The sequence below is a fragment of the Azonexus sp. MM2026_4 genome (assembly GCF_055901855.1).
Genome location: NZ_CM148380.1, coordinates 636424 through 653591 on the forward strand (window position 1 = coordinate 636424; position 17168 = coordinate 653591).

Consider the following 17168-nt stretch of genomic DNA (forward strand, 5'->3'; position numbering starts at 1 on the left):
AAGAAAAGCAAGCCAGGGCGGATAAATCGGTAAAGAAGGTCGAAACGAGGCTGATGGCACTGACTGGGCGGGAATTGCCCCCCGGTATGAACAACGTTGGAAAGCCGTGTGCGGGACGACCGCCTGCTCGGTTTGATAAGGGAGGGGCCGGCGAGAGTCCGTTCTTTCCTCTACCCTTTGAGAGACTGCGGAAGCTTCGAATTGAAAAAACTCCCCATATTCTTTGTTCTATCCGTTTTTGCCTCGTCATCCCTGGCTGAATTCACGCCTGGTACCGAGTTTTACAATCAGCCAGCCTTCTCTGCCATCAATCTCCTTCCGGCTTACAGGGCGGGATTGAGCGGCGCGGGGATCAAGGCTGGTCTGGTGGATAGCGGCGTGAACCCGAGTCACGTCGAGTTTGCCAACGCCATTGTGGCGGGTTACGACGCCATTTCCGACCGTTCGGGAACCAGCGATTTTGCAAGCTTCCTGCAAGATCATGTCAATCACGGCACTTTTGTTGCCAGCATTCTGGCTGCTCGCCTGGATGGTGCTACCCGTAGCTATAACATGCATGGCGTTGCCTACAATGCCGGCTTGGTCGTTGGCGCGATGAATTTTTATCCCGATGACAACATCAGTGCCCGCTATATTGCAGCGGCGCTGGATTACGTCAGTGGTCAATCGGCCAAGGTGATCAATAACAGTTGGGCGTTCACTTCTGAAACGATTGATCCGTTAGTCGATTATCAGAATTTCTCCAGCAAACTTCCGATCGTGATTTCCGCAATCAAAACCGCACTGGATCGCGGCAGCGTGCTTGTTTTTGCCACTGGCAATGAAGCGGCAGCCAATCCTTCATCGCCATCGATCGTGCCATTTTATGACCCCAGCGTTGGCGCCAAAGGCGGATTTATCGTCGTGGCGGCGACGACGAATGACGGCATGTCACTGGCTTCTTACTCGAACCGTTGCGGCGTCAGCAAAGAGTATTGCATTGCCGCCCCAGGGGGCGACGAGATAGCCGGCCAGCCATTTTCCGCAACAGGAATTCTCGGTGCGGACAGGGATTCCAATAGCGGTTATTTTTACCAGAATGGCACTTCCATTGCAGCCCCTATCGTCTCCGGGGCGGTTGCCTTGGTGGCCGAGCAGTTTCCGTGGATGACCAACAAAAACCTGGGGGTGACCATCCTGAGCACCGGAACCAGAGCGGCGAATCCTGATGTTGAATGGGGACGCGGCCTTCTGGATGTGGGCAAGGCGATTCAGGGGCCAGGTCTTTTCGAAGAGGATTTCGAGGCGAATGTCCCGGGTGGCTATGCGTCAGTCTTCAGCAATGATATTGGCCATCGTGCCGGGCTGGACGGCGGCCTGACAAAACTGGGTGCAGGCACATTGACGCTGACCGGGGCAGATACCTATGCCGGAAACACCTTCGTCAACGGCGGCACGCTGGTGGTCAACGGCAGTTTGCTCAGCCCGGTGAACGTTGCTGCCGGCGGCACACTGCGCGGTAGCGGCAGCTTGTCTGGCGCGCTCACGGTCAATGGGACGCTGGCACCGGGTGATCTGGTGGGAACACTCACGGTGACCGACAACGTAACAATGGACGCGGCTAGTACGTTTCTTACCAGGGTCGCCAGCGCCACCGCCTTTGGCAAGCTGAATGTGGTCGGGACGGCAGTGCTGCCTGACAATGCCAATATCGTCGTGGATGTTATTGGCGCTGGTTTCAACGCCACTGGCAAGCTGGAGAACATCCTCAGTGCAGGTGCGCTGAATAGCAATGGCACTTTTGGCGTTGTGGATAACTCTCTTTTGTTCAATTTCGGCGCGATCAAGGATGGCAATAGCGTCGATTTGAGCGTTCGACATGATGCTTCCGTCAACTTGCAGAAAATCGTCGCCAACGCCGGCAAGCGAGCAGCGACTGGTGCGGCGCGGGCGATCGATAGTGAGCTTGCCCGCGACCCAACGAGCCTACTCGCCGGTATGTTTACCGGCTTCATCGATGGACAGGAAACCCAGCTTGCGCATGCCGTCAGCCAGACTCTGCCGCTGCTGACCGGCGAATCGACCCGCGTCGCCCTGGCTGTCCTGGGACAAGTCAACCGCATCGTGCAGGCGCGTCAAGATGGCCTGAATGGCCTGTCATCGGGCGAGGCGCTTATCGGCGAGAAGGAAATGTGGATCAAGCCGTTCGGTTCCTGGGCCGACCAGCATGATCGCCATGGCGTCTCCGGCTACAGCGCCAATACCGGCGGTATTGCGCTCGGCGCAGATACGGCAATCTCTCCCGTCAGTTGACTTGGTCTTGCGTTTGCCTATGCCAACAGTAACGTGACGGGCAATTCGTTGGTTGCACCCAATCGCGCGACCCTTGATGCTTATCTATTGCTCGGCTACGGCAGCCGCAAGCTGGATACGAACACCGAACTGACCTATCTGGCTGGATTTGGCCAGAATACAACCAAGGGGCACCGCCATATTTCATTCGCTTCCGGCACGGCCGATTCCCGCTATCGCAGTGTGACGGCCAGCGCTGGCATCGGTCTGGAAAAAACTTTCAAGCTCAACGCGCAAACGAGCTTCCTGCCGTCAATCCGTATCGACTATACCTGGATCAAGGATCGGGCCTATCGGGAAGCCGGTTCGGTTTCCGTTTCGCCATTGTTGCTCGATGTCGTTGACCGTAGTTCGGACGAGTTGAGCTTAGGCGTGAACGGCAAAATGAACTACCAGTTGAACGATTCAACCAGGGTCAGCGTTAATGTCGGCGTCGCTTACGATGTCATCAACAAGAATGCTCCCATCCTGGCCGCATATGCGGGGAGATCAGAGACATCGTTCGTCACGCATGGGATCGATCAAAGTCCTTGGCAGGCCCGTGGCGGCTTGGGATTGATGCATAAGACCAAGAGCGGAACGGAAATCAGCGTGCGTTATGACGCCGAGTACCGTAGCGGTCTCTTGAATCATTCTGCCTCGGCCAAAGCGAGTTGGGCGTTCTAACGGTCTCCCGAGTCTTGGATGCAAGCGATCCAGCGTGCGCCATTTTCGCGCCGGGGTAGCGCATACCGCTCAAGCCGGTAATTTCCCCAGAATCTGCAAGCGCACATCCACCGTCAGTTCCAGTCGGGTGAGTTGCGCCGCCTTCTCCCGGCCGGCCGGGCTGGCGCGATAGAAATGCGGGGTCATGACCAGCAGGTCGGCAATTTGTGCGGCGGCGTCGAGCACGATGCGGTAAGACAGCGATTCACGGTGCTCGAGTGAAAATCCCGGTGGCGCGTCGTTGCTCTGTGGCGCGGGCGCCTTCAGGCTGGGGTAGATGATTTCGCGCAGTTCACGCAGGTGATCGGGGCCAGCGTCGATCATGATCAGGGCGCCGCCCGGTTTGAGGACGCGGGCGAATTCCGGATAGACCGGGAAGCCGAACAGGCACAGCACGCGGTCCAGCGTCGCCGGCAGCACCGGCAGATTGGCATTGCTGCCCACCACCCAGGTTGCGGTGCCGCGCTGCGCCTTGGCCGCCGCCTGGACGGCCCATTTCGAGATATCGAGACCGAGCAGCGCCGGGGTTTTTCCGGCGGCTTCGGCTGCCGCGGCGAGCTGGCGCAGGTAGTAGCCTTCGCCGCAACCGGCGTCGAGGCAGGCAGCGTCGGCCGGCAGGTCGGCCAATGCGGCACGCGCCGCGAGGTCGGCGATCGGCCGGTAATGGCCGGCTTCGAGAAAGCGGCGGCGGGCAGCGACCATTTCCTTGCTGTCGCCGGGATCGCGCGAGCGCTTGTGCTGCACCGGCAGCAGGTTGACGTAGCCTTGCGCGGCCTGGTCGTAGCGGTGGCCGGCCGGGCAGGTCCAGCCGCCGTCGACCGGTGTCAGCGGCGCGCCGTCGAGTGGGCAGGCGAGGGCGGTGAACGCTGTCGTCGCCATCGCCGGCCTCAGGCCGCCTTGAGCAGTGCCGAAGCTTCCTCGCGGGCGCGCTTGGCTTCGTCGAGCAGGTAGCGCTGGTAGTCGTCGAGGTCGCCGTCGAAGGGACCGACGCCGCCGCGCGAGACCAGCCAGAACTCGTCGCAGACCGAGCGCAGCATGGCGCGGTCGTGGCTGACCAGCATCACCGTGCCTTCGAACTCGTTGAGCGCGACGGAGAGCGCCTCGCGCGTGTTGAGGTCGAGGTGGTTGGTCGGTTCGTCGAGGAGCAGCAGGTTGGGCCGCTGCCAGACCAGCATGCACAGCACCAGGCGCGCCTTCTCGCCGCCGCTCATGGTGCCGACCGCCTGCTTGACCATCTCGCCGCCGAAATTGAAGTTGCCGAGGAAGTTGCGCAGTTCCTGCTCGCGGCCCGGCACGTTGCTACGGCCGGCGGCGATCGCTTCCTTGGCCAGGCGGATCATGTGTTCGAGCGGCGTGTCCTGCGGGCGCAGCACGTCGAGTTCCTGTTGCGCGAAGTAGCCGATGTTCAGGCCCTTGCCTTCGGTGACCTGGCCGCTGATGGCGCCGAGGTCGCGGGCGATGGTCTTGACCAGCGTCGATTTGCCCTGGCCGTTGGCGCCGAGGATGCCGATGCGCTGGCCGGCCATCACCGAGCGGTTGATGTTGCGGACGATGGTCGTCGGCGGCGTGCCGGCCGGCGCGTCGGCGGGTGGCGGGTAGCCGATGGCGACATCGACCATCGACAGCATCGGGTTGGGCAGGTTTTGCGGCTCCTGGAATTCGAAGCTGAAGTCGGCGTCGGCCAGCACCGGCGCGATCTTTTCCATGCGCTCCAGCGCCTTGACCCGGCTCTGCGCCTGTTTGGCCTTGCTGGCCTTGGCCTTGAAGCGGTTGATGAAGGATTGCAGGTGGGCGATCTTGTCCGCCTGGCGCGCCATCGTCGCCTGCTGCAGCGCCATCTGCTCGGCGCGCATGTCTTCGAACTTGCTGTAGTTGCCGCCGTAGCGGACCAGCTTGGCGTTGTCGATGTGCAGCGTGACCTGGGTGATCGCGTCGAGGAACTCGCGGTCGTGGCTAATCATCACCAGCGTGCCCTGGTAGCGCTTGAGCCAGGCTTCGAGCCAGACCATGGCATCGAGGTCGAGGTGGTTGGTCGGCTCGTCGAGGAGCAGGATGTCCGACGGGCACATCAGCGCCCGCGCCAGTTGCAGGCGCATGCGCCAGCCGCCGGAGAAGCTGTTGACCGGCTGATAAAGCTCGGAGACCTTGAAGCCGAGACCGAGGATCAGCGCCTGGGCGCGCGCCTCGGCGTCGTGCTCGCCGGCGTCGTGCAGCGCCATGTAGGCCTCGGCCATGCGCATGCCGTCATCGCTCGCCTCGGCGGCGGCAACCTCGTTGCGGGCGGCGAGCAGCGGCGTGTCGCCGTCGATGACGAAATCGGTCGCCGACTGGTCAGTTTCCGGCATTTCCTGGGCGACCTGGCCCATGCGCCACTGGCTGGGCATCGAGAAGTCGCCGCCGTCCTCGTGCAGCTTGCCGCTGAGGAGCGCGAACAAGGTCGACTTGCCGGCGCCGTTACGCCCGACCAGGCCGACCTTCTCGCCCGGGTTGATGGTGACCGTGGTCTTGTCGAGCAGCACTTTCGTGCCGCGACGCAGGGTGACTTTGCTGAGGACGATCAAAGCAAACCAGCGCTTTCCTCAATGCCGAGATGCACGTTCATCGCCTGCACGGCGGCGCCGGAAGCGCCCTTGCCCAGGTTGTCGAGACGGGCGATCACCAGCATGCGCTCGGCGTTGCCGAAGACGGCGATGTTGACGCGGTTGCTACCGTTGCAGGCTTCGACGTCGAAGAAACCGCCGTCGGTGGTGGCGTCGAGATCGACCGGCAGGACATTGATGAAGCGCTCGCCGGCGTAGTAGTCGGCGATGATCTTCTGGACGTCGGCCGGCGTCGCGGCGCGGGTGAATTGTCCCGGTTGCAGGAAGGCGGTGACGGCCAGGCCTTTGTAGAACGGCCCGACGACGGGCTGGAAGATCGGCGCCACGGTCAGGCCGGTATAGGCCTGCATTTCCGGCAGGTGCTTGTGGGCCAGGGCGAGCGCGTAGGGGCGCGGCGCCTTCAGTTGCGTGGGGCTGGCGGCAGCGGCCTCGTAGTCGGCGATCATCGATTTGCCGCCACCCGAGTAACCGGTGATGGAATTGGCCGCAATCTGCGTGTCGGCCGGCAGCAGCCCGGCGGCGACCAGCGGGCGCAGCGCCAGGATGAAGGCGCTGGCATGGCAGCCGGGGTTGGCGATGCGCTTGCTGGCGCGGATCTTGGCGCGCTGTTCTGGGCACAGCTCGGGCAGGCCGAAGACCCAATCGGGATTGACGCGATGCGCGGTCGAGGCGTCGATGATGCAGGTGTTCGGGTTGTCCACCAGGCTGGCCGATTCCTTGGCCGCCGCGTCGGGCAGGCAGAGGAAGGTGATGTCGGAGGCGTTGATCAGGCGCTTGCGCTCGGCGAGATCCTTGCGCTTGTCGGCGTCGATCTTGAGGATTTCGATATCGGCGCGCTGCGCGAGGTATTCGTTGATCTGCAGGCCGGTGGTGCCTTCCTGGCCGTTGACAAAGACTTTGTAGCTCATGGTGGGGTCCGCGGTTCGGGTTGGTTGAACGGGAATTCTGGCAGAAAAGCATGTCGCTTTGGCGACAGGGCCGAAAAGGCAAGGGCAGCCGAAGCTGCCCCTGGCGATTCCGGCTGTAGCGGGAATTACTTGCTGCGGCTGCGGTATTCGTCGGTGCGCGTATCGATTTCGATCTTGTCGCCGATTTCGACGAAGGCCGGGACCGGCAGCTCGAAACCGGTGGAGATCTTGGCCGGCTTCATGACCTTGCCCGAGGTATCGCCCTTGACCGCCGGCTCGGTGTAGATGACTTCGCGGACCAGCGAGTTCGGCATTTCAACCGAGATCGCCTTGCCATCGTAGAAGACGACTTCGCAGGGCATGTCGCCTTCGAGGTACTTGAGCGCGTTGACCATGTTCTCGGCTTCGACTTCGTACTGGTTGTACTCGGCGTCCATGAACACGTACATCGGATCGGCAAAGTAGGAGTAGGTGACTTCCTTCTTGTCGAGGACGACGACTTCGAACTTGTCGTCAGCCTTGTAAACCGCTTCCGACGGGTTGCCGGAGAGCAGGTTCTTGAGCTTCATCTTGACGACGGCGGCATTGCGGCCGGACTTGTTGTATTCGGTCTTCTGGACCACGAGCGGCTCAGTGCCGACCATGATCACGTTACCGGAGCGGAGTTCCTGAGCGGTCTTCATGAGGGATATCCCAAAGCGGAAAAATAAAACGCGAGATTATACCTGCGCGGCGCAGAATTTGACGAGATTCGTCGCCAGATCGGGCTGTTCGCGCAGCGCGGCATTCCACGCCGCCGCATGGCCCGCGATTTCGTCGTAATGGCCGAGAAAATCCGCCCAGGCGGCGGTGCAGTCGGCACCGGCGTTCCAGGCTTGGAACATCGCCCGCAGCGCGGCAGCGGCCGGCTCGGCGAGATTGGCGCAGTAGCGATCGAGGAAGGCGTCGAGCTTGACCCGATGGGCGTCGTCGTCCTGCCGGTAGATCTGCCAGACGAAAGGCCGTGCGGCCCATTGGGCGCGGACGAAGGAATCCTCGCCGCGCACGAAGTTGATCACGCAGCGGCGCAGCAGCGCGTCGTAGTCGTCCTGGGCGAGGAAGGGAATCGGCTCGATGCGTGCCAGGCCGAGTTGCCACGGGCCGTCGCCGCCCAGGCAGGCGCGCACCGCGGCCAGCGGCCGGCCGGGCGGAACGTGGCAGTGCAGCGGCCGGGGCGAGGCGGCAAGGGCATCGAGCAGGCTGGCGACCGGCGCCGTAGCGTAGCAGAACAGGCTGATTTCCGGGATTGCCGGCAGCGGTGCGGGCGGCGCTGCCGGCAGTCCGGCCTCGCGCGGCAAGCCGGCGGTCGACGGCGAAAAACCGGGAAAAACGAAATGCTTGGTCAGCGGCAGCGACGGATGCGGCGAGGCCATGCCGTGGCAGGATTCGACCCAGGACTCGGCGCTCAGGTACTCCAGGTTGAGCCAGACCGGCGGTGTCGGCCGCTGCGCCATGCCCGCGATGTAGCCAGGCGGCAACTCGCAGGCGAAGGCTTCGACGACGACATCGGCGGTTTTTGCTGCGCCGGACCAGTCGACCGTCGCAGCGTCCGCCCAGCGGCGCACCTCGACGCCGGCCAGCGCCTGCGTCGCCCGGGCCGGATCGCAGGCCGGGCACAGCGGCTGCAGGCTTGCCAGGTCGTCCACCCACAGGCGCACGCGCTTGCCGTGTTCGGCCGCCAGTTGTCGGGCGAGTCGCCAGCAGACGCCGACATCGCCGTAGTTGTCGACGACGCGGCAGAAAATGTCCCAATGAAGCTGCATGGGCGGCATGTTAACATCGCGGCCCGTGCCTTCCTCCCCGTTTTTTGCCCTTTCCGCCGGTTGACCGTGGCTTTCGATTCAAAATCCTTTCTCGCATCGCTGACCGAATTGCCTGGCGTATACCGCATGATCGGCGCCGACGGCGCCGTGCTCTACGTCGGCAAGGCCAAGAACCTGAAGAAGCGGGTCGCTTCCTACTTCCGCGACAACCTGTCCAGTCCGCGCATCGCCCATATGGTCGGCCAGATCGACCACATCGAGACGACCGCAACGCGCACCGAGGCGGAAGCGCTGCTACTGGAAAACAACCTGATCAAGTCGCTGGCGCCGCGCTACAACATCCTGTTCCGCGACGACAAGTCCTATCCCTACATCGTGCTGACGCGCGACAAGTTCCCGCGCCTCGGCTTCTACCGCGGCAACCCCGACCGCAAGGCCGACTACTATGGGCCTTATCCGTCGTCGTGGGCGGTGCGCGACAGCATCCACCTGCTGCAGAAGATGTTCCGCCTGCGCACCTGCGAGGACAGCGTCTTCGCCAACCGCTCGCGGCCCTGCCTGCTGTACCAGATCAAGCGCTGCAGCGGACCCTGTGTCGGCTACATCGCGCCCGACGACTACGCCGCCGACGTCCAGTACGCAGCGATGTTCCTTGCCGGCAAGCAGCAGGAAGTGATCAAGCGCCTCAACACGGCGATGGAGAAGGCCGCCGAGAAACTCGCCTTCGAACTGGCGGCGATCTACCGCGACCAGATCCAGTCGCTGCACCAGGTCCAGGAAAAGCAGTTCGTCTCGAGCAGCAAGGGCGAGGACGTCGATATCGTCGTCGCCGTGCGTGAAGCCGGCCAGCTCTGCGTCAACCTGGCGATGGTGCGCGGCGGCCGCCACCTCGGCGACCGGCCGCTGTTCCCGAGCAATGCCGGCGACTCGACCGCCGCCGACGCACTGACCGCCTTCCTGCGCCAGCATTACGAGCTGCACCCGGCGCCCGGTCGGCTGCTGGTCTCGCCGCTGCCGGAGATTGAAGAGGTCGAGGAAGCCGCCGCCAGCCTGGCCGAACTCGCCGGCCGTCCGCTGCCCATCCTCGAAGCGCGCAGCCTGACGCAAAAGGCCTGGGTCGACATGGCGCTGCAGAACGCCCGCCTGGCGATCCTGGCGCGCAACCAGACGACGGCGCAGCAGGAGCAACGCCTCGCCGCGCTGCAGGAAGCACTGCAACTCGCCGAGCCGATCGCCCGCATCGAATGCTTCGACATCAGCCACACCATGGGCGAAAGCGCCGTCGCCTCGTGCGTGGTCTACGACGGCAACCAGATGAGCAAGCGCGACTACCGTCGCTTCAACATCCGCGACATCACGCCCGGCGACGATTACGCGGCGATGCGCCAGGCGGTGACGCGGCGCTACGACGGCGTGGCCAGCGGCGAGGGCAGGGCGCCCGACCTGATCCTGATCGACGGCGGCAAGGGGCAGGTCGCCTCGGCCTGGGCGGCGCTCGCCGACCTCGGCCTGACCCAGCTCAACATGATTGGCGTCGCCAAGGGCGAGGAGCGCAAGCCCGGCCTGGAAAGCCTGATCTTCCCGGAAGCCGACGGCCGGCCGCCGCTCAACCTGCCGTCCGACCACCCGGCACTGCACCTGATCCAGGAAGTGCGCGACGAAGCGCACCGCTTCGCCATCACCGGCCACCGCGGGCAACGCGCCAAAAGCCGCAAGACCTCGACGCTGGAAAGCCTGCCCGGCGTCGGCCCGGCCCGGCGCAAGGCGCTGATCGCGCGTTTCGGCGGCCTCGCCGGCGTGCGCGAGGCGAGTATTGACCAACTCGCCGAGATTTCCGGCATCGGCCGCGAACTGGCCGAAAAGATCCATTCCGCCTTACACTGACGGCCTATGCCTTTCAATCTTCCCATCCTGCTGACCTGGTTGCGCATCGTCGCCATTCCGCTGCTGATCGCGATCTATTTCCTGCCGGCCGAATGGGCGACGGCGCAGGAGCGCAACCTGGTGGCGACGCTGATCTTCATCGCCGCCGCGCTGACCGACTGGGCCGACGGCTACCTGGCGCGCAAGCTCAACCAGACCTCGGCCTTCGGCGCCTTCCTCGACCCGGTCGCCGACAAGCTGATGGTCGCCGCAGCGCTGATCGTGCTGGTCCAACTGGGTAGAGTGGATGCCATCATCGCCACCATCATCATCGGTCGCGAGATCACCATTTCCGCCCTGCGTGAATGGATGGCCAAGATCGGCGCTGCGAAGAGCGTCGCCGTCTCGATGCTGGGCAAGGTAAAAACCACCGCCCAGATGGCGGCGATCCCGCTGCTGCTCTACCAGGCACCGCTGGCCGGCTACAACACGCTGCTCGCCGGCGAGTGGCTGATCTGGCTGGCGGCGCTGCTGACGCTGTGGTCGATGGGCTATTACCTGCGCATGGCGTGGCCGGAAATCGCCCGGCGCAGTGCGGAAAAATAGCGGAGAGTGTTGACAAGATCCTTGGGGCGTCTATAATGCGCGCTCTGTTTGACGCGGCAGTAGCTCAGTTGGTAGAGCGATACCTTGCCAAGGTATAGGTCGAGAGTTCGAGACTCTTCTGCCGCTCCAGATTTTCCGGGAAAAGCCGATGGCTTTTTCCATGTGGTGAAGTTTGAAGGCGGGGCGCGGTAGCAAAGCGGTTATGCACCGGATTGCAAATCCGTGTAGGTCGGTTCGACTCCGGCCCGCGCCTCCAGAAGTTTTTGCGGCAGTAGCTCAGTTGGTAGAGCGATACCTTGCCAAGGTATAGGTCGAGAGTTCGAGACTCTTCTGCCGCTCCAGTCACAAAAAGGGAAAGCGCGATGCGCTTTCCCTTTTTCGTATCGGGCTCCCCGATATAATCGAAAACCCGCCCGGGTGGTGAAATCGGTAGACACAAGAGACTTAAAATCTCTCGCCGAAAGGTGTACGGGTTCGAGTCCCGTCCCGGGCACCAAGGCCTGTAATGATCATCTACGACCTGAGTTGCGACAACGCGCATCGTTTTGAAGGCTGGTTCCGCTGCGCCGACGATTTCGAGGCGCAGCTCGAAAAGCACATCGTGCGCTGCCCGCAGTGCGACAGTGCCGATGTCCGCCGTGTGCCGTCGGCCGTCGCGATCGGTGGGGCGCACCCCGATCCGGCCGCCACGCCGCCATCCGGCGCTGGGCGCACAAGTGCCGCAACCGCACTGATGCCGGCCGGGCAACAGGTCGCCAGTGCCTACCGGCAGTTGGTCCGGGCGATCATGGAGAACAGCGAGGATGTCGGCAGCGCCTTTGCCGATGAAGCCCGCAAGATCCACTACAACGAAGCACCGGAGCGCTCGATCCACGGTCAGGCAACGCCGGACGAATGCGAGGCCCTGCGCGACGAGGGCATCGAGATCATGAACCTGCCGACGCTCAGCGACGAAGACCTGCAGTAATTTCCCGCCGCTCTTGCCGGCGGCGCTTCAGCGCCGGCTTGCAGCGCGCAGCTTTTCGAACAGCGCTAGTCCCTCCGGCCACCGACCGTGCCCGGAATCGACGTTGATACGACCGGCAGCGCCGATGTTCAGGAAATCGCCCCCCCAATGCCGGACCGCTGTCTGGCCACCTCGCGCCTGACCCAGGAGTCTGTTGTGGTGGTGGCGTCGACCGTGACCCGTTCGATTTCGACGATCAGCCTGTATTCGCCGGTCAGGTCGTGATCCTTGTGGGCAATCGCCTTGATATCGCTGGGGAAGATGTTCACGCCCTTGATGATCAGCTTGCTGTCGAGCCGGCCCGGCCGATCCGCCGGTGGATCTAACCGAGGAGGTCAGACGCTCGATCAACGGCGCCGTGCGCCTCTTGCGCCACCATGGCTACCGGGTGCAAAGAACTCGCGACCATCGTTCGGATTGATGGGCGGTTTCAAATCCCAAGTGCAACACTTCATAACCGGAGGAGTTGCATGACGAGAACGTATCAACAATTGAGTGCGGAAGAACGCGGCGTGGTAATGGCGATGAAGGAGCAGGCCAGTAGTGCGCGGGCGATAGCCAAGGTGCTTGGCAGATCGCCCAGCACCATCACGAGAGAACTTCGCCGCAACGGCTACCAGAGCGAAGAGGAGCAATGCGTCATGGGACGCCCCCGAGTGGCTGGCGGCTACGATGCAAACCGCGCCGGCAAGCGAGCCCGGCGGGTGCGACGTGCGGCCTGGCCGGTGCGCAAGCTCCACCGCCAAGGCGCCTTGTGGGCCGAGGTCAGGGCGTTGCTGGAACGCAAGCTCTCGCCCGAGCAGATTGCTGCCAAACTCAAGCAACGCCACCCTGAGCAGCCCCAATTGCAAGCCTCCCACGAAACCATCTACACCGCGATCTATGCCATGCCCAAGGGCGATCTTCGCCGCGAACTGGTCGTCCTGCTGCGCCAGGGGCGAGGCGCACGCAAGCCTCGCACGCGAGGCAAAGATCGGCGGGGATCGCTGCAGGACATGCTGAGCATCCACGTACGCCCGCCCGAGGCCAGCGACCGCTTGCTGCCTGGCCACTGGGAGGGCGACCTGATCAAGGGCAAGGCCAACGCTTCGGCTGTCGGCACCCTGGTGTGCCGCAAGTCGCTGTTTGCCATGCTGGTCAAGCTCGACGGCAGTACGGCGATCGATGCGCTCAACGGATTCACGCAGGCCTTCAGCGGGCTGCCGCCTGAGATCCGACAGACCCTCACCTATGACCAAGGCAAGGAGATGGCGCTGCACAAGAAGCTGGCCGAGAACACCGGCCTGAAAATTTACTTTTGTGATCCTCACAGCCCGTGGCAACGTGGCATCAATGAGCACACCAATGGTTTGCTGCGCCAATATTTGCCGAAGGGCACTGACCTGAGTGTCCACTCCCAGCGCGAACTCGATCACATGGCCTGGGAACTCAATATGCGGCCGAGAAAAACCCTGGGGTGGCGCTCTCCCGCCGAGGTGTTCTTCGATAACATCTTCATGGACAAAGCAGGGCTGATTCCAAATGTTGCACTCGGTCTTTGAAACCGCCATGTTTTATTCTGGATTGTGATTTGTTATTCGTTTTTTATTATTTCACGTCATAACAAGATGCTCATAAAGTTCGCTGATCGATGATGCGGACCCCGTGTCCGACGGGAGAGATACCATGAATTTCCAGCAACTGAGGATCGTCCGCGAGACGGTGCGTCAGGAGTTCAACCTGACCGAGGTGGCCAATGCGCTGTATACCTCGCAGCCGGGCGTCAGCAAGCACATCAAGGACCTCGAGGACGAACTCGGCATCGAGATCTTCGTCCGCCGCGGCAAGCGCCTGCTCGGCCTGACCGAACCGGGCAAGGAACTGGTCGGGGTGGTCGAGCGCATCCTGCTCGACACCCAGAATCTGCGCCGCATCGCCGACCAGTTCGCCAGCCGCGAGACCGGCCACTTCGTCGTGGCGACGACGCACACCCAGGCGCGTTACGCGCTGCCGAAGATCATCCAGTGGTTCAAGGCGGACTATCCCAAGGTGCACCTGACCCTGCTCCAGGGCAGCCCGCAGGAAATCGCCGAACTGGTGGTCAGTGGCCGGGCCGATATCGGGATCGCCACCGAGGCGGTCAACAAGGTGCCGGAACTGGCATCCTTTCCCTATTACTCCTGGCACCACGCGATCATCGTTCCCGACGGCCATCCGCTGCTCGACTGCCGGCCGGTGACGCTCGAAGCGCTGGCCGAGTATCCGGTCATCACCTACCACGAAGGCTTCACCGGCCGCGCCCACGTCGATGCGGCGTTCGCCGACGCCGGTGTGGTGCCCGATATCGTGCTCTCGGCGATCGACGCCGACGTCATCAAGACCTATGTCGGCCTCGGGCTGGGCGTCGGCATCGTCGCCTCGGTCGCCTACCACCCGGAGCAGGACCGCAACCTGCAGTTGATCGAGGTGCCGCACCTCTTTCCGGCCAACACCACGCACCTCGCGGTGCGCCGCGGCACCTACCTGCGCAGCTATGCCCACGCCTTCATCGAGAAGGTTTGCCCGGATCTTGGCGAGGAGGCGATCCGGGCCGCCCTGAAGCCGACGCCGGCGGCCGAGTAAGCTTCAGGCAGCGGCATCGATCCGCGCCCAGTTTCCGGCATCCGCCGCGATGCGGATGCCGACCGGGCGGACGATCGGGGCATGGGCCTGCAGCAGGTCGATGTCCAGGTGACTGGCGTTGCGGCGCAGCTTGGCGCTGTCGATGCCCTCGATCAGGACGCGCGCCCGCAGGGCATGGATGTTGTCGATGATCCGGTCGAGCGGCCGGCTGGAGGCGAGCAGCAGGTTGTCCAGCTTGACGATGTCGGGTTGGAGCGCGGCCAGGAAGTCGAAATCCAGGGTCGTGCGGCCAAAATGGCTGACCGCGATACCGTAGCCGCGCGAGCGGTAGCTGTTGACGGCGCGGATGAAGTGCGCCGGGTCGGCAACGTTGTCGGTATTGATTTCCAGCGTGATCTGGTCGGGAAACAGTCCGCACGGGCGCAGGATTTCCTCGAAGGCCAGACCGTGATTGGCGGGAACGCTGATGATGTGGCGAGCATGGACGCGCAGCAGCAGATTGCCGCGTACTGGCTGGGTCAGGTAGTTGAGCGCGTGCAGGGTGCGGACCAGGCGATCGAGGTAGACGAACTCTTCGGCATCGGTAGGCAGGACGAAGACGGCGTCAGGCGACATCGGAATGTTGTTGGAGAGGCCAAAGGCCTGGATGGTTGACGCATGGCCATGGGATTTGCCGCTTGCCGTATCGACGATGGGCAGGAATTTCGATTCCAGGCGGATGTTGGCGTAATGGATGAAGACGCGCCCCTCGGCGGCGACAAAGGGGTGGTCGAGGCCGGAGCGGTACAGATAGTCCGGATGCCGCTCGGCCGGCGGGGAATTCAGGGTACGAACGATTTCGCTCAAGGGCATGATGGACTCCAGATCGGTGTTTAGCGAAATCTAACGCCCGCCGCTGGCGCCGGGAACGATTCAGTTGCTCTCAGCTTAGAAGGCGCCTGGTTATATCGATCACGGCTTTGCCGAAAGTCCCCGCTTCGTTGTCGACCGGGAGGGGAAGATCAACGCCGTCATCGGCGGTCTTGCACCTGCCGAGAATGTCGCCCGGGCGCTGGATATCGTCAGGGGGCTGGCGACGCCTTCTCGCCAGCGATCTCCGACGGCAAGGAAGGCAATCGTCGTCTGGCGGCATCAAGCGCAAGCCACTGCTGCTGCCGCTCGACAACCTGGGTTGCCGACTGTTTGACGAGTTCCTGATAAATCGACGGGGCCGTTGCGCCTTCCGTGTTTATCAGCAAGACACGGCTATCCGCTCCCAGTCCGATGGCAGCCAAACCAGCCGGACTCCGGGCAATGTTGAGCAGACCGGCCAATCCGGCGGCACCCGATTCCCCGGCAACGACCGGTATGTCGTCCGCCGAGCCTGCTGCCAGCAGGCGCATGGCCGAAACCGCTTCTTCATCTCCGATGGTCATGAAATCATCGACAGCCAGAGAAATGATTTCCCAAGCCAGGGGTGAAGCTTTGCCACAGGCCAAGCCAGCCATCAGCGAATCGGCATCGCCGCTGGCTTGACTGGGGCAGCCTTTCAATGCACTTTGAAGGAGGCAATCGGCGCGCTCTGGCTCGACCGAAACCAGGCGCGGTCGAGCCGCGCCGTAGTATTCCCAGAAGTAACTGGCAAGCCCGGCCGCCAATCCGCCGACACCGCCCTGCAGGAAGACATGGGAGTAGGGCTCGCTGAGTTGCTCGACCACTTCTGCCGCAATGGTCCCATAACCCTGCATGACGTCGCGCGGAACAGCCTCATAACCCGGATAGGACGTATCCGCGACGACATGCCAGCCATTCTCCCGCGCCAGCCTTGCCGCTTCGTCGACCGAGGCATCGTAATCGCCGGCGACACGGACGATCCTTGCCCCATACCCGGCAATTGCGGCTGCACGTTCGCCATTGACCCGCGCGTGCAGGACGATGACACACGCGCAGCCGATCGATTCCGCCGCGGCGGCAAGTGCCCGTCCGTGATTTCCGGCGCTGGCGCTGATCACCGTCAGCTTGTTCGCTACGCTTCGATACTCTCCCTTCAACAAGCCTTGCGGCGAACATGCCGGCATCAGCCGATGTAACAGGCGAACCAGGGCGGCAGGCGCGCCCAGGGCTTTGAAACTGGCCAGTTCAGAACGATGTGACTCGTCCTTGATCGACAAGCCGGCGATGCCAAGCCGAGCCGCCAGTCCCGGCCAGTCGAGAAGCGGCGTCGGTTGGCGATTCAGGCGAGGCCAATGCGACAGCCAAGCGCCGGTTTCCGCGGCTGCCTCAATGCTCAGGGTAGCTTTCAGATGTTCTGGATAACTTGTGCGGAGAGCCTTGGGGTTGTGGGTCAGCATGACAGGCCTTGCTTTCAACGAGGGGACGAAGGCGAGCGTCGTCGCCAGGAGGGTGAAATTTTATTGTTTAACCTGCGCAATTTTTCCCGAAAAAATCCCGCTAAATATCAATGTTATTGCATCATCCGGGTGTTTTCTTGAAGATGAATTCGTCATGCGAAACGCGCTGGACAGCCATGACCTCAGACGCATACGGCTAGCACCTAGCAATGACAGCTTCGGCCGATCTACCGGTCGTCCTATTGGTGACGCATCTCACCGTCACAGCCCACAAGAGGAATGTCGTTGCTTTCGGCATAGGTGCCCACTAAATGGTTCCAAGCACCTATCTTACTGACCGATTGGTCACAAATATTCCTTTGCCTCGCGGTAATGCAGTTAACATACGTCAAAGGCATTATTTGCTTTCACGTACT

General features: G+C 62.7%; 15 protein-coding genes, 4 tRNA genes and 1 pseudogene. 11 read left to right on the forward strand and 9 right to left on the reverse strand.

Features of this window, described 5'->3' with window-relative positions; translation table 11 throughout:
• Positions 1-201 precede the first annotated feature (201 nt).
• Both AC0KWY_RS02815 and AC0KWY_RS02820 read left to right on the forward strand, forming a co-directional pair.
• Complete coding sequence (locus AC0KWY_RS02815) at positions 202-2292, forward strand: S8 family serine peptidase (protein WP_474028137.1); 2091 nt, start codon at positions 202-204, stop codon at positions 2290-2292.
• Between the two features lie 12 nt (positions 2293-2304).
• Positions 2305-2997 (forward strand): annotated as a pseudogene (locus AC0KWY_RS02820) (autotransporter outer membrane beta-barrel domain-containing protein); the annotation flags it as partial.
• A 69-nt stretch (positions 2998-3066) separates the two neighbouring features.
• On the opposite strand, the gene AC0KWY_RS02825 reads toward AC0KWY_RS02820, so the two are convergent.
• The 5 genes from AC0KWY_RS02825 to AC0KWY_RS02845 all read right to left on the reverse strand — a co-directional run bounded on the left by AC0KWY_RS02825 (position 3067) and on the right by AC0KWY_RS02845 (position 8346).
• Positions 3067-3915: a putative RNA methyltransferase gene (locus AC0KWY_RS02825; RefSeq protein WP_474028138.1), complete on the reverse strand. Its 849-nt coding sequence runs from the start codon at positions 3913-3915 to the stop codon at positions 3067-3069.
• 8 nt (positions 3916-3923) lie between these two features.
• Positions 3924-5597: an ABC-F family ATP-binding cassette domain-containing protein gene (locus AC0KWY_RS02830; RefSeq protein ID WP_474028139.1), complete on the reverse strand. Its 1674-nt coding sequence runs from the start codon at positions 5595-5597 to the stop codon at positions 3924-3926.
• A complete protein-coding gene (argC, locus tag AC0KWY_RS02835) occupies positions 5594-6544 on the reverse strand; it encodes an N-acetyl-gamma-glutamyl-phosphate reductase (protein WP_474028140.1) in 951 nt (316 codons plus the stop codon). Before argC ends, AC0KWY_RS02830 begins: the two co-directional genes overlap by 4 nt.
• Positions 6545-6669: 125 nt before the next feature.
• Positions 6670-7227, reverse strand: coding sequence for an elongation factor P (efp, locus tag AC0KWY_RS02840; protein ID WP_474028141.1), 558 nt, complete (start codon positions 7225-7227; stop codon positions 6670-6672).
• A gap of 36 nt (positions 7228-7263) precedes the next feature.
• On the reverse strand, positions 7264-8346 hold the full coding sequence (locus AC0KWY_RS02845; RefSeq protein ID WP_474028142.1) for an elongation factor P maturation arginine rhamnosyltransferase EarP: 1083 nt from the start codon (positions 8344-8346) through the stop codon (positions 7264-7266).
• Between the two features lie 66 nt (positions 8347-8412).
• Between AC0KWY_RS02845 and uvrC the strand changes: the two genes are divergently transcribed.
• From uvrC to AC0KWY_RS02880, 7 genes are all read left to right on the forward strand, one after another.
• Positions 8413-10230, forward strand: coding sequence for an excinuclease ABC subunit UvrC (gene uvrC, locus AC0KWY_RS02850; RefSeq protein WP_474028143.1), 1818 nt, complete (start codon positions 8413-8415; stop codon positions 10228-10230).
• A 6-nt stretch (positions 10231-10236) separates the two neighbouring features.
• Positions 10237-10815, forward strand: coding sequence for a CDP-diacylglycerol--glycerol-3-phosphate 3-phosphatidyltransferase (pgsA, locus tag AC0KWY_RS02855; RefSeq protein WP_474028144.1), 579 nt, complete (start codon positions 10237-10239; stop codon positions 10813-10815).
• Between the two features lie 53 nt (positions 10816-10868).
• Positions 10869-10944 (forward strand) — tRNA-Gly (locus tag AC0KWY_RS02860).
• A 53-nt stretch (positions 10945-10997) separates the two neighbouring features.
• Positions 10998-11071: transfer RNA gene (locus AC0KWY_RS02865), tRNA-Cys, on the forward strand.
• A gap of 9 nt (positions 11072-11080) precedes the next feature.
• A tRNA-Gly gene (locus AC0KWY_RS02870) sits at positions 11081-11156 on the forward strand.
• Positions 11157-11226: 70 nt separating this feature from the next.
• Positions 11227-11311 (forward strand) — tRNA-Leu (locus tag AC0KWY_RS02875).
• 9 nt (positions 11312-11320) lie between these two features.
• Entirely contained in the window at positions 11321-11782 is a 462-nt protein-coding gene (locus tag AC0KWY_RS02880) for a DUF1178 family protein (protein ID WP_474028145.1), read from the forward strand.
• 27 nt (positions 11783-11809) lie between these two features.
• On the opposite strand, the gene AC0KWY_RS02885 is transcribed toward AC0KWY_RS02880, so the two are convergent.
• Positions 11810-11968 (reverse strand): alpha/beta hydrolase, encoded by a 159-nt coding sequence (locus tag AC0KWY_RS02885; protein ID WP_474029696.1) that lies wholly within the window; start codon positions 11966-11968, stop codon positions 11810-11812.
• On the reverse strand, positions 11911-12090 hold the full coding sequence (locus AC0KWY_RS02890) for a hypothetical protein (RefSeq protein WP_474029774.1): 180 nt from the start codon (positions 12088-12090) through the stop codon (positions 11911-11913). Before AC0KWY_RS02890 ends, AC0KWY_RS02885 begins: the two co-directional genes overlap by 58 nt.
• 201 nt (positions 12091-12291) lie before the next feature.
• Between AC0KWY_RS02890 and AC0KWY_RS02895 the strand changes: the two genes are divergently transcribed.
• Both AC0KWY_RS02895 and AC0KWY_RS02900 read left to right on the forward strand, forming a co-directional pair.
• The gene (locus AC0KWY_RS02895) at positions 12292-13362 is read left to right on the forward strand and encodes an IS30 family transposase (protein WP_474025629.1); all 1071 of its coding nucleotides are present in this window, start codon (positions 12292-12294) and stop codon (positions 13360-13362) included.
• Between the two features lie 124 nt (positions 13363-13486).
• The gene (locus AC0KWY_RS02900; RefSeq protein WP_474028146.1) at positions 13487-14422 is read left to right on the forward strand and encodes a CysB family HTH-type transcriptional regulator; all 936 of its coding nucleotides are present in this window, start codon (positions 13487-13489) and stop codon (positions 14420-14422) included.
• 3 nt (positions 14423-14425) lie between these two features.
• On the opposite strand, the gene AC0KWY_RS02905 is transcribed toward AC0KWY_RS02900, so the two are convergent.
• A complete protein-coding gene (locus tag AC0KWY_RS02905; protein WP_474028147.1) occupies positions 14426-15274 on the reverse strand; it encodes an EAL domain-containing protein in 849 nt (282 codons plus the stop codon).
• A 209-nt stretch (positions 15275-15483) separates the two neighbouring features.
• Entirely contained in the window at positions 15484-16752 is a 1269-nt protein-coding gene (locus tag AC0KWY_RS02910) for a diaminopropionate ammonia-lyase (RefSeq protein WP_474028148.1), read from the reverse strand.
• Between the last annotated feature and the right edge of the window lie 416 nt (positions 16753-17168).

What these genes read in the sequence shown, in the direction of transcription:
- AC0KWY_RS02825 (WP_474028138.1), bottom strand. Translation starts at nt 3,915, where the DNA reads ATGGCGACGACAGCGTTCACCGCCCTCGCCTGCCCACTCGACGGCGCG.
- argC (WP_474028140.1), bottom strand. Translation starts at nt 6,544, where the DNA reads ATGAGCTACAAAGTCTTTGTCAACGGCCAGGAAGGCACCACCGGCCTG.
- efp (WP_474028141.1), bottom strand. Translation starts at nt 7,227, where the DNA reads ATGAAGACCGCTCAGGAACTCCGCTCCGGTAACGTGATCATGGTCGGC.
- AC0KWY_RS02845 (WP_474028142.1), bottom strand. Translation starts at nt 8,346, where the DNA reads ATGCAGCTTCATTGGGACATTTTCTGCCGCGTCGTCGACAACTACGGC.
- pgsA (WP_474028144.1), top strand. Translation starts at nt 10,237, where the DNA reads ATGCCTTTCAATCTTCCCATCCTGCTGACCTGGTTGCGCATCGTCGCC.
- AC0KWY_RS02880 (WP_474028145.1), top strand. Translation starts at nt 11,321, where the DNA reads ATGATCATCTACGACCTGAGTTGCGACAACGCGCATCGTTTTGAAGGC.
- AC0KWY_RS02895 (WP_474025629.1), top strand. Translation starts at nt 12,292, where the DNA reads ATGACGAGAACGTATCAACAATTGAGTGCGGAAGAACGCGGCGTGGTA.
- AC0KWY_RS02900 (WP_474028146.1), top strand. Translation starts at nt 13,487, where the DNA reads ATGAATTTCCAGCAACTGAGGATCGTCCGCGAGACGGTGCGTCAGGAG.
- AC0KWY_RS02905 (WP_474028147.1), bottom strand. Translation starts at nt 15,274, where the DNA reads ATGCCCTTGAGCGAAATCGTTCGTACCCTGAATTCCCCGCCGGCCGAG.
- AC0KWY_RS02910 (WP_474028148.1), bottom strand. Translation starts at nt 16,752, where the DNA reads ATGCTGACCCACAACCCCAAGGCTCTCCGCACAAGTTATCCAGAACAT.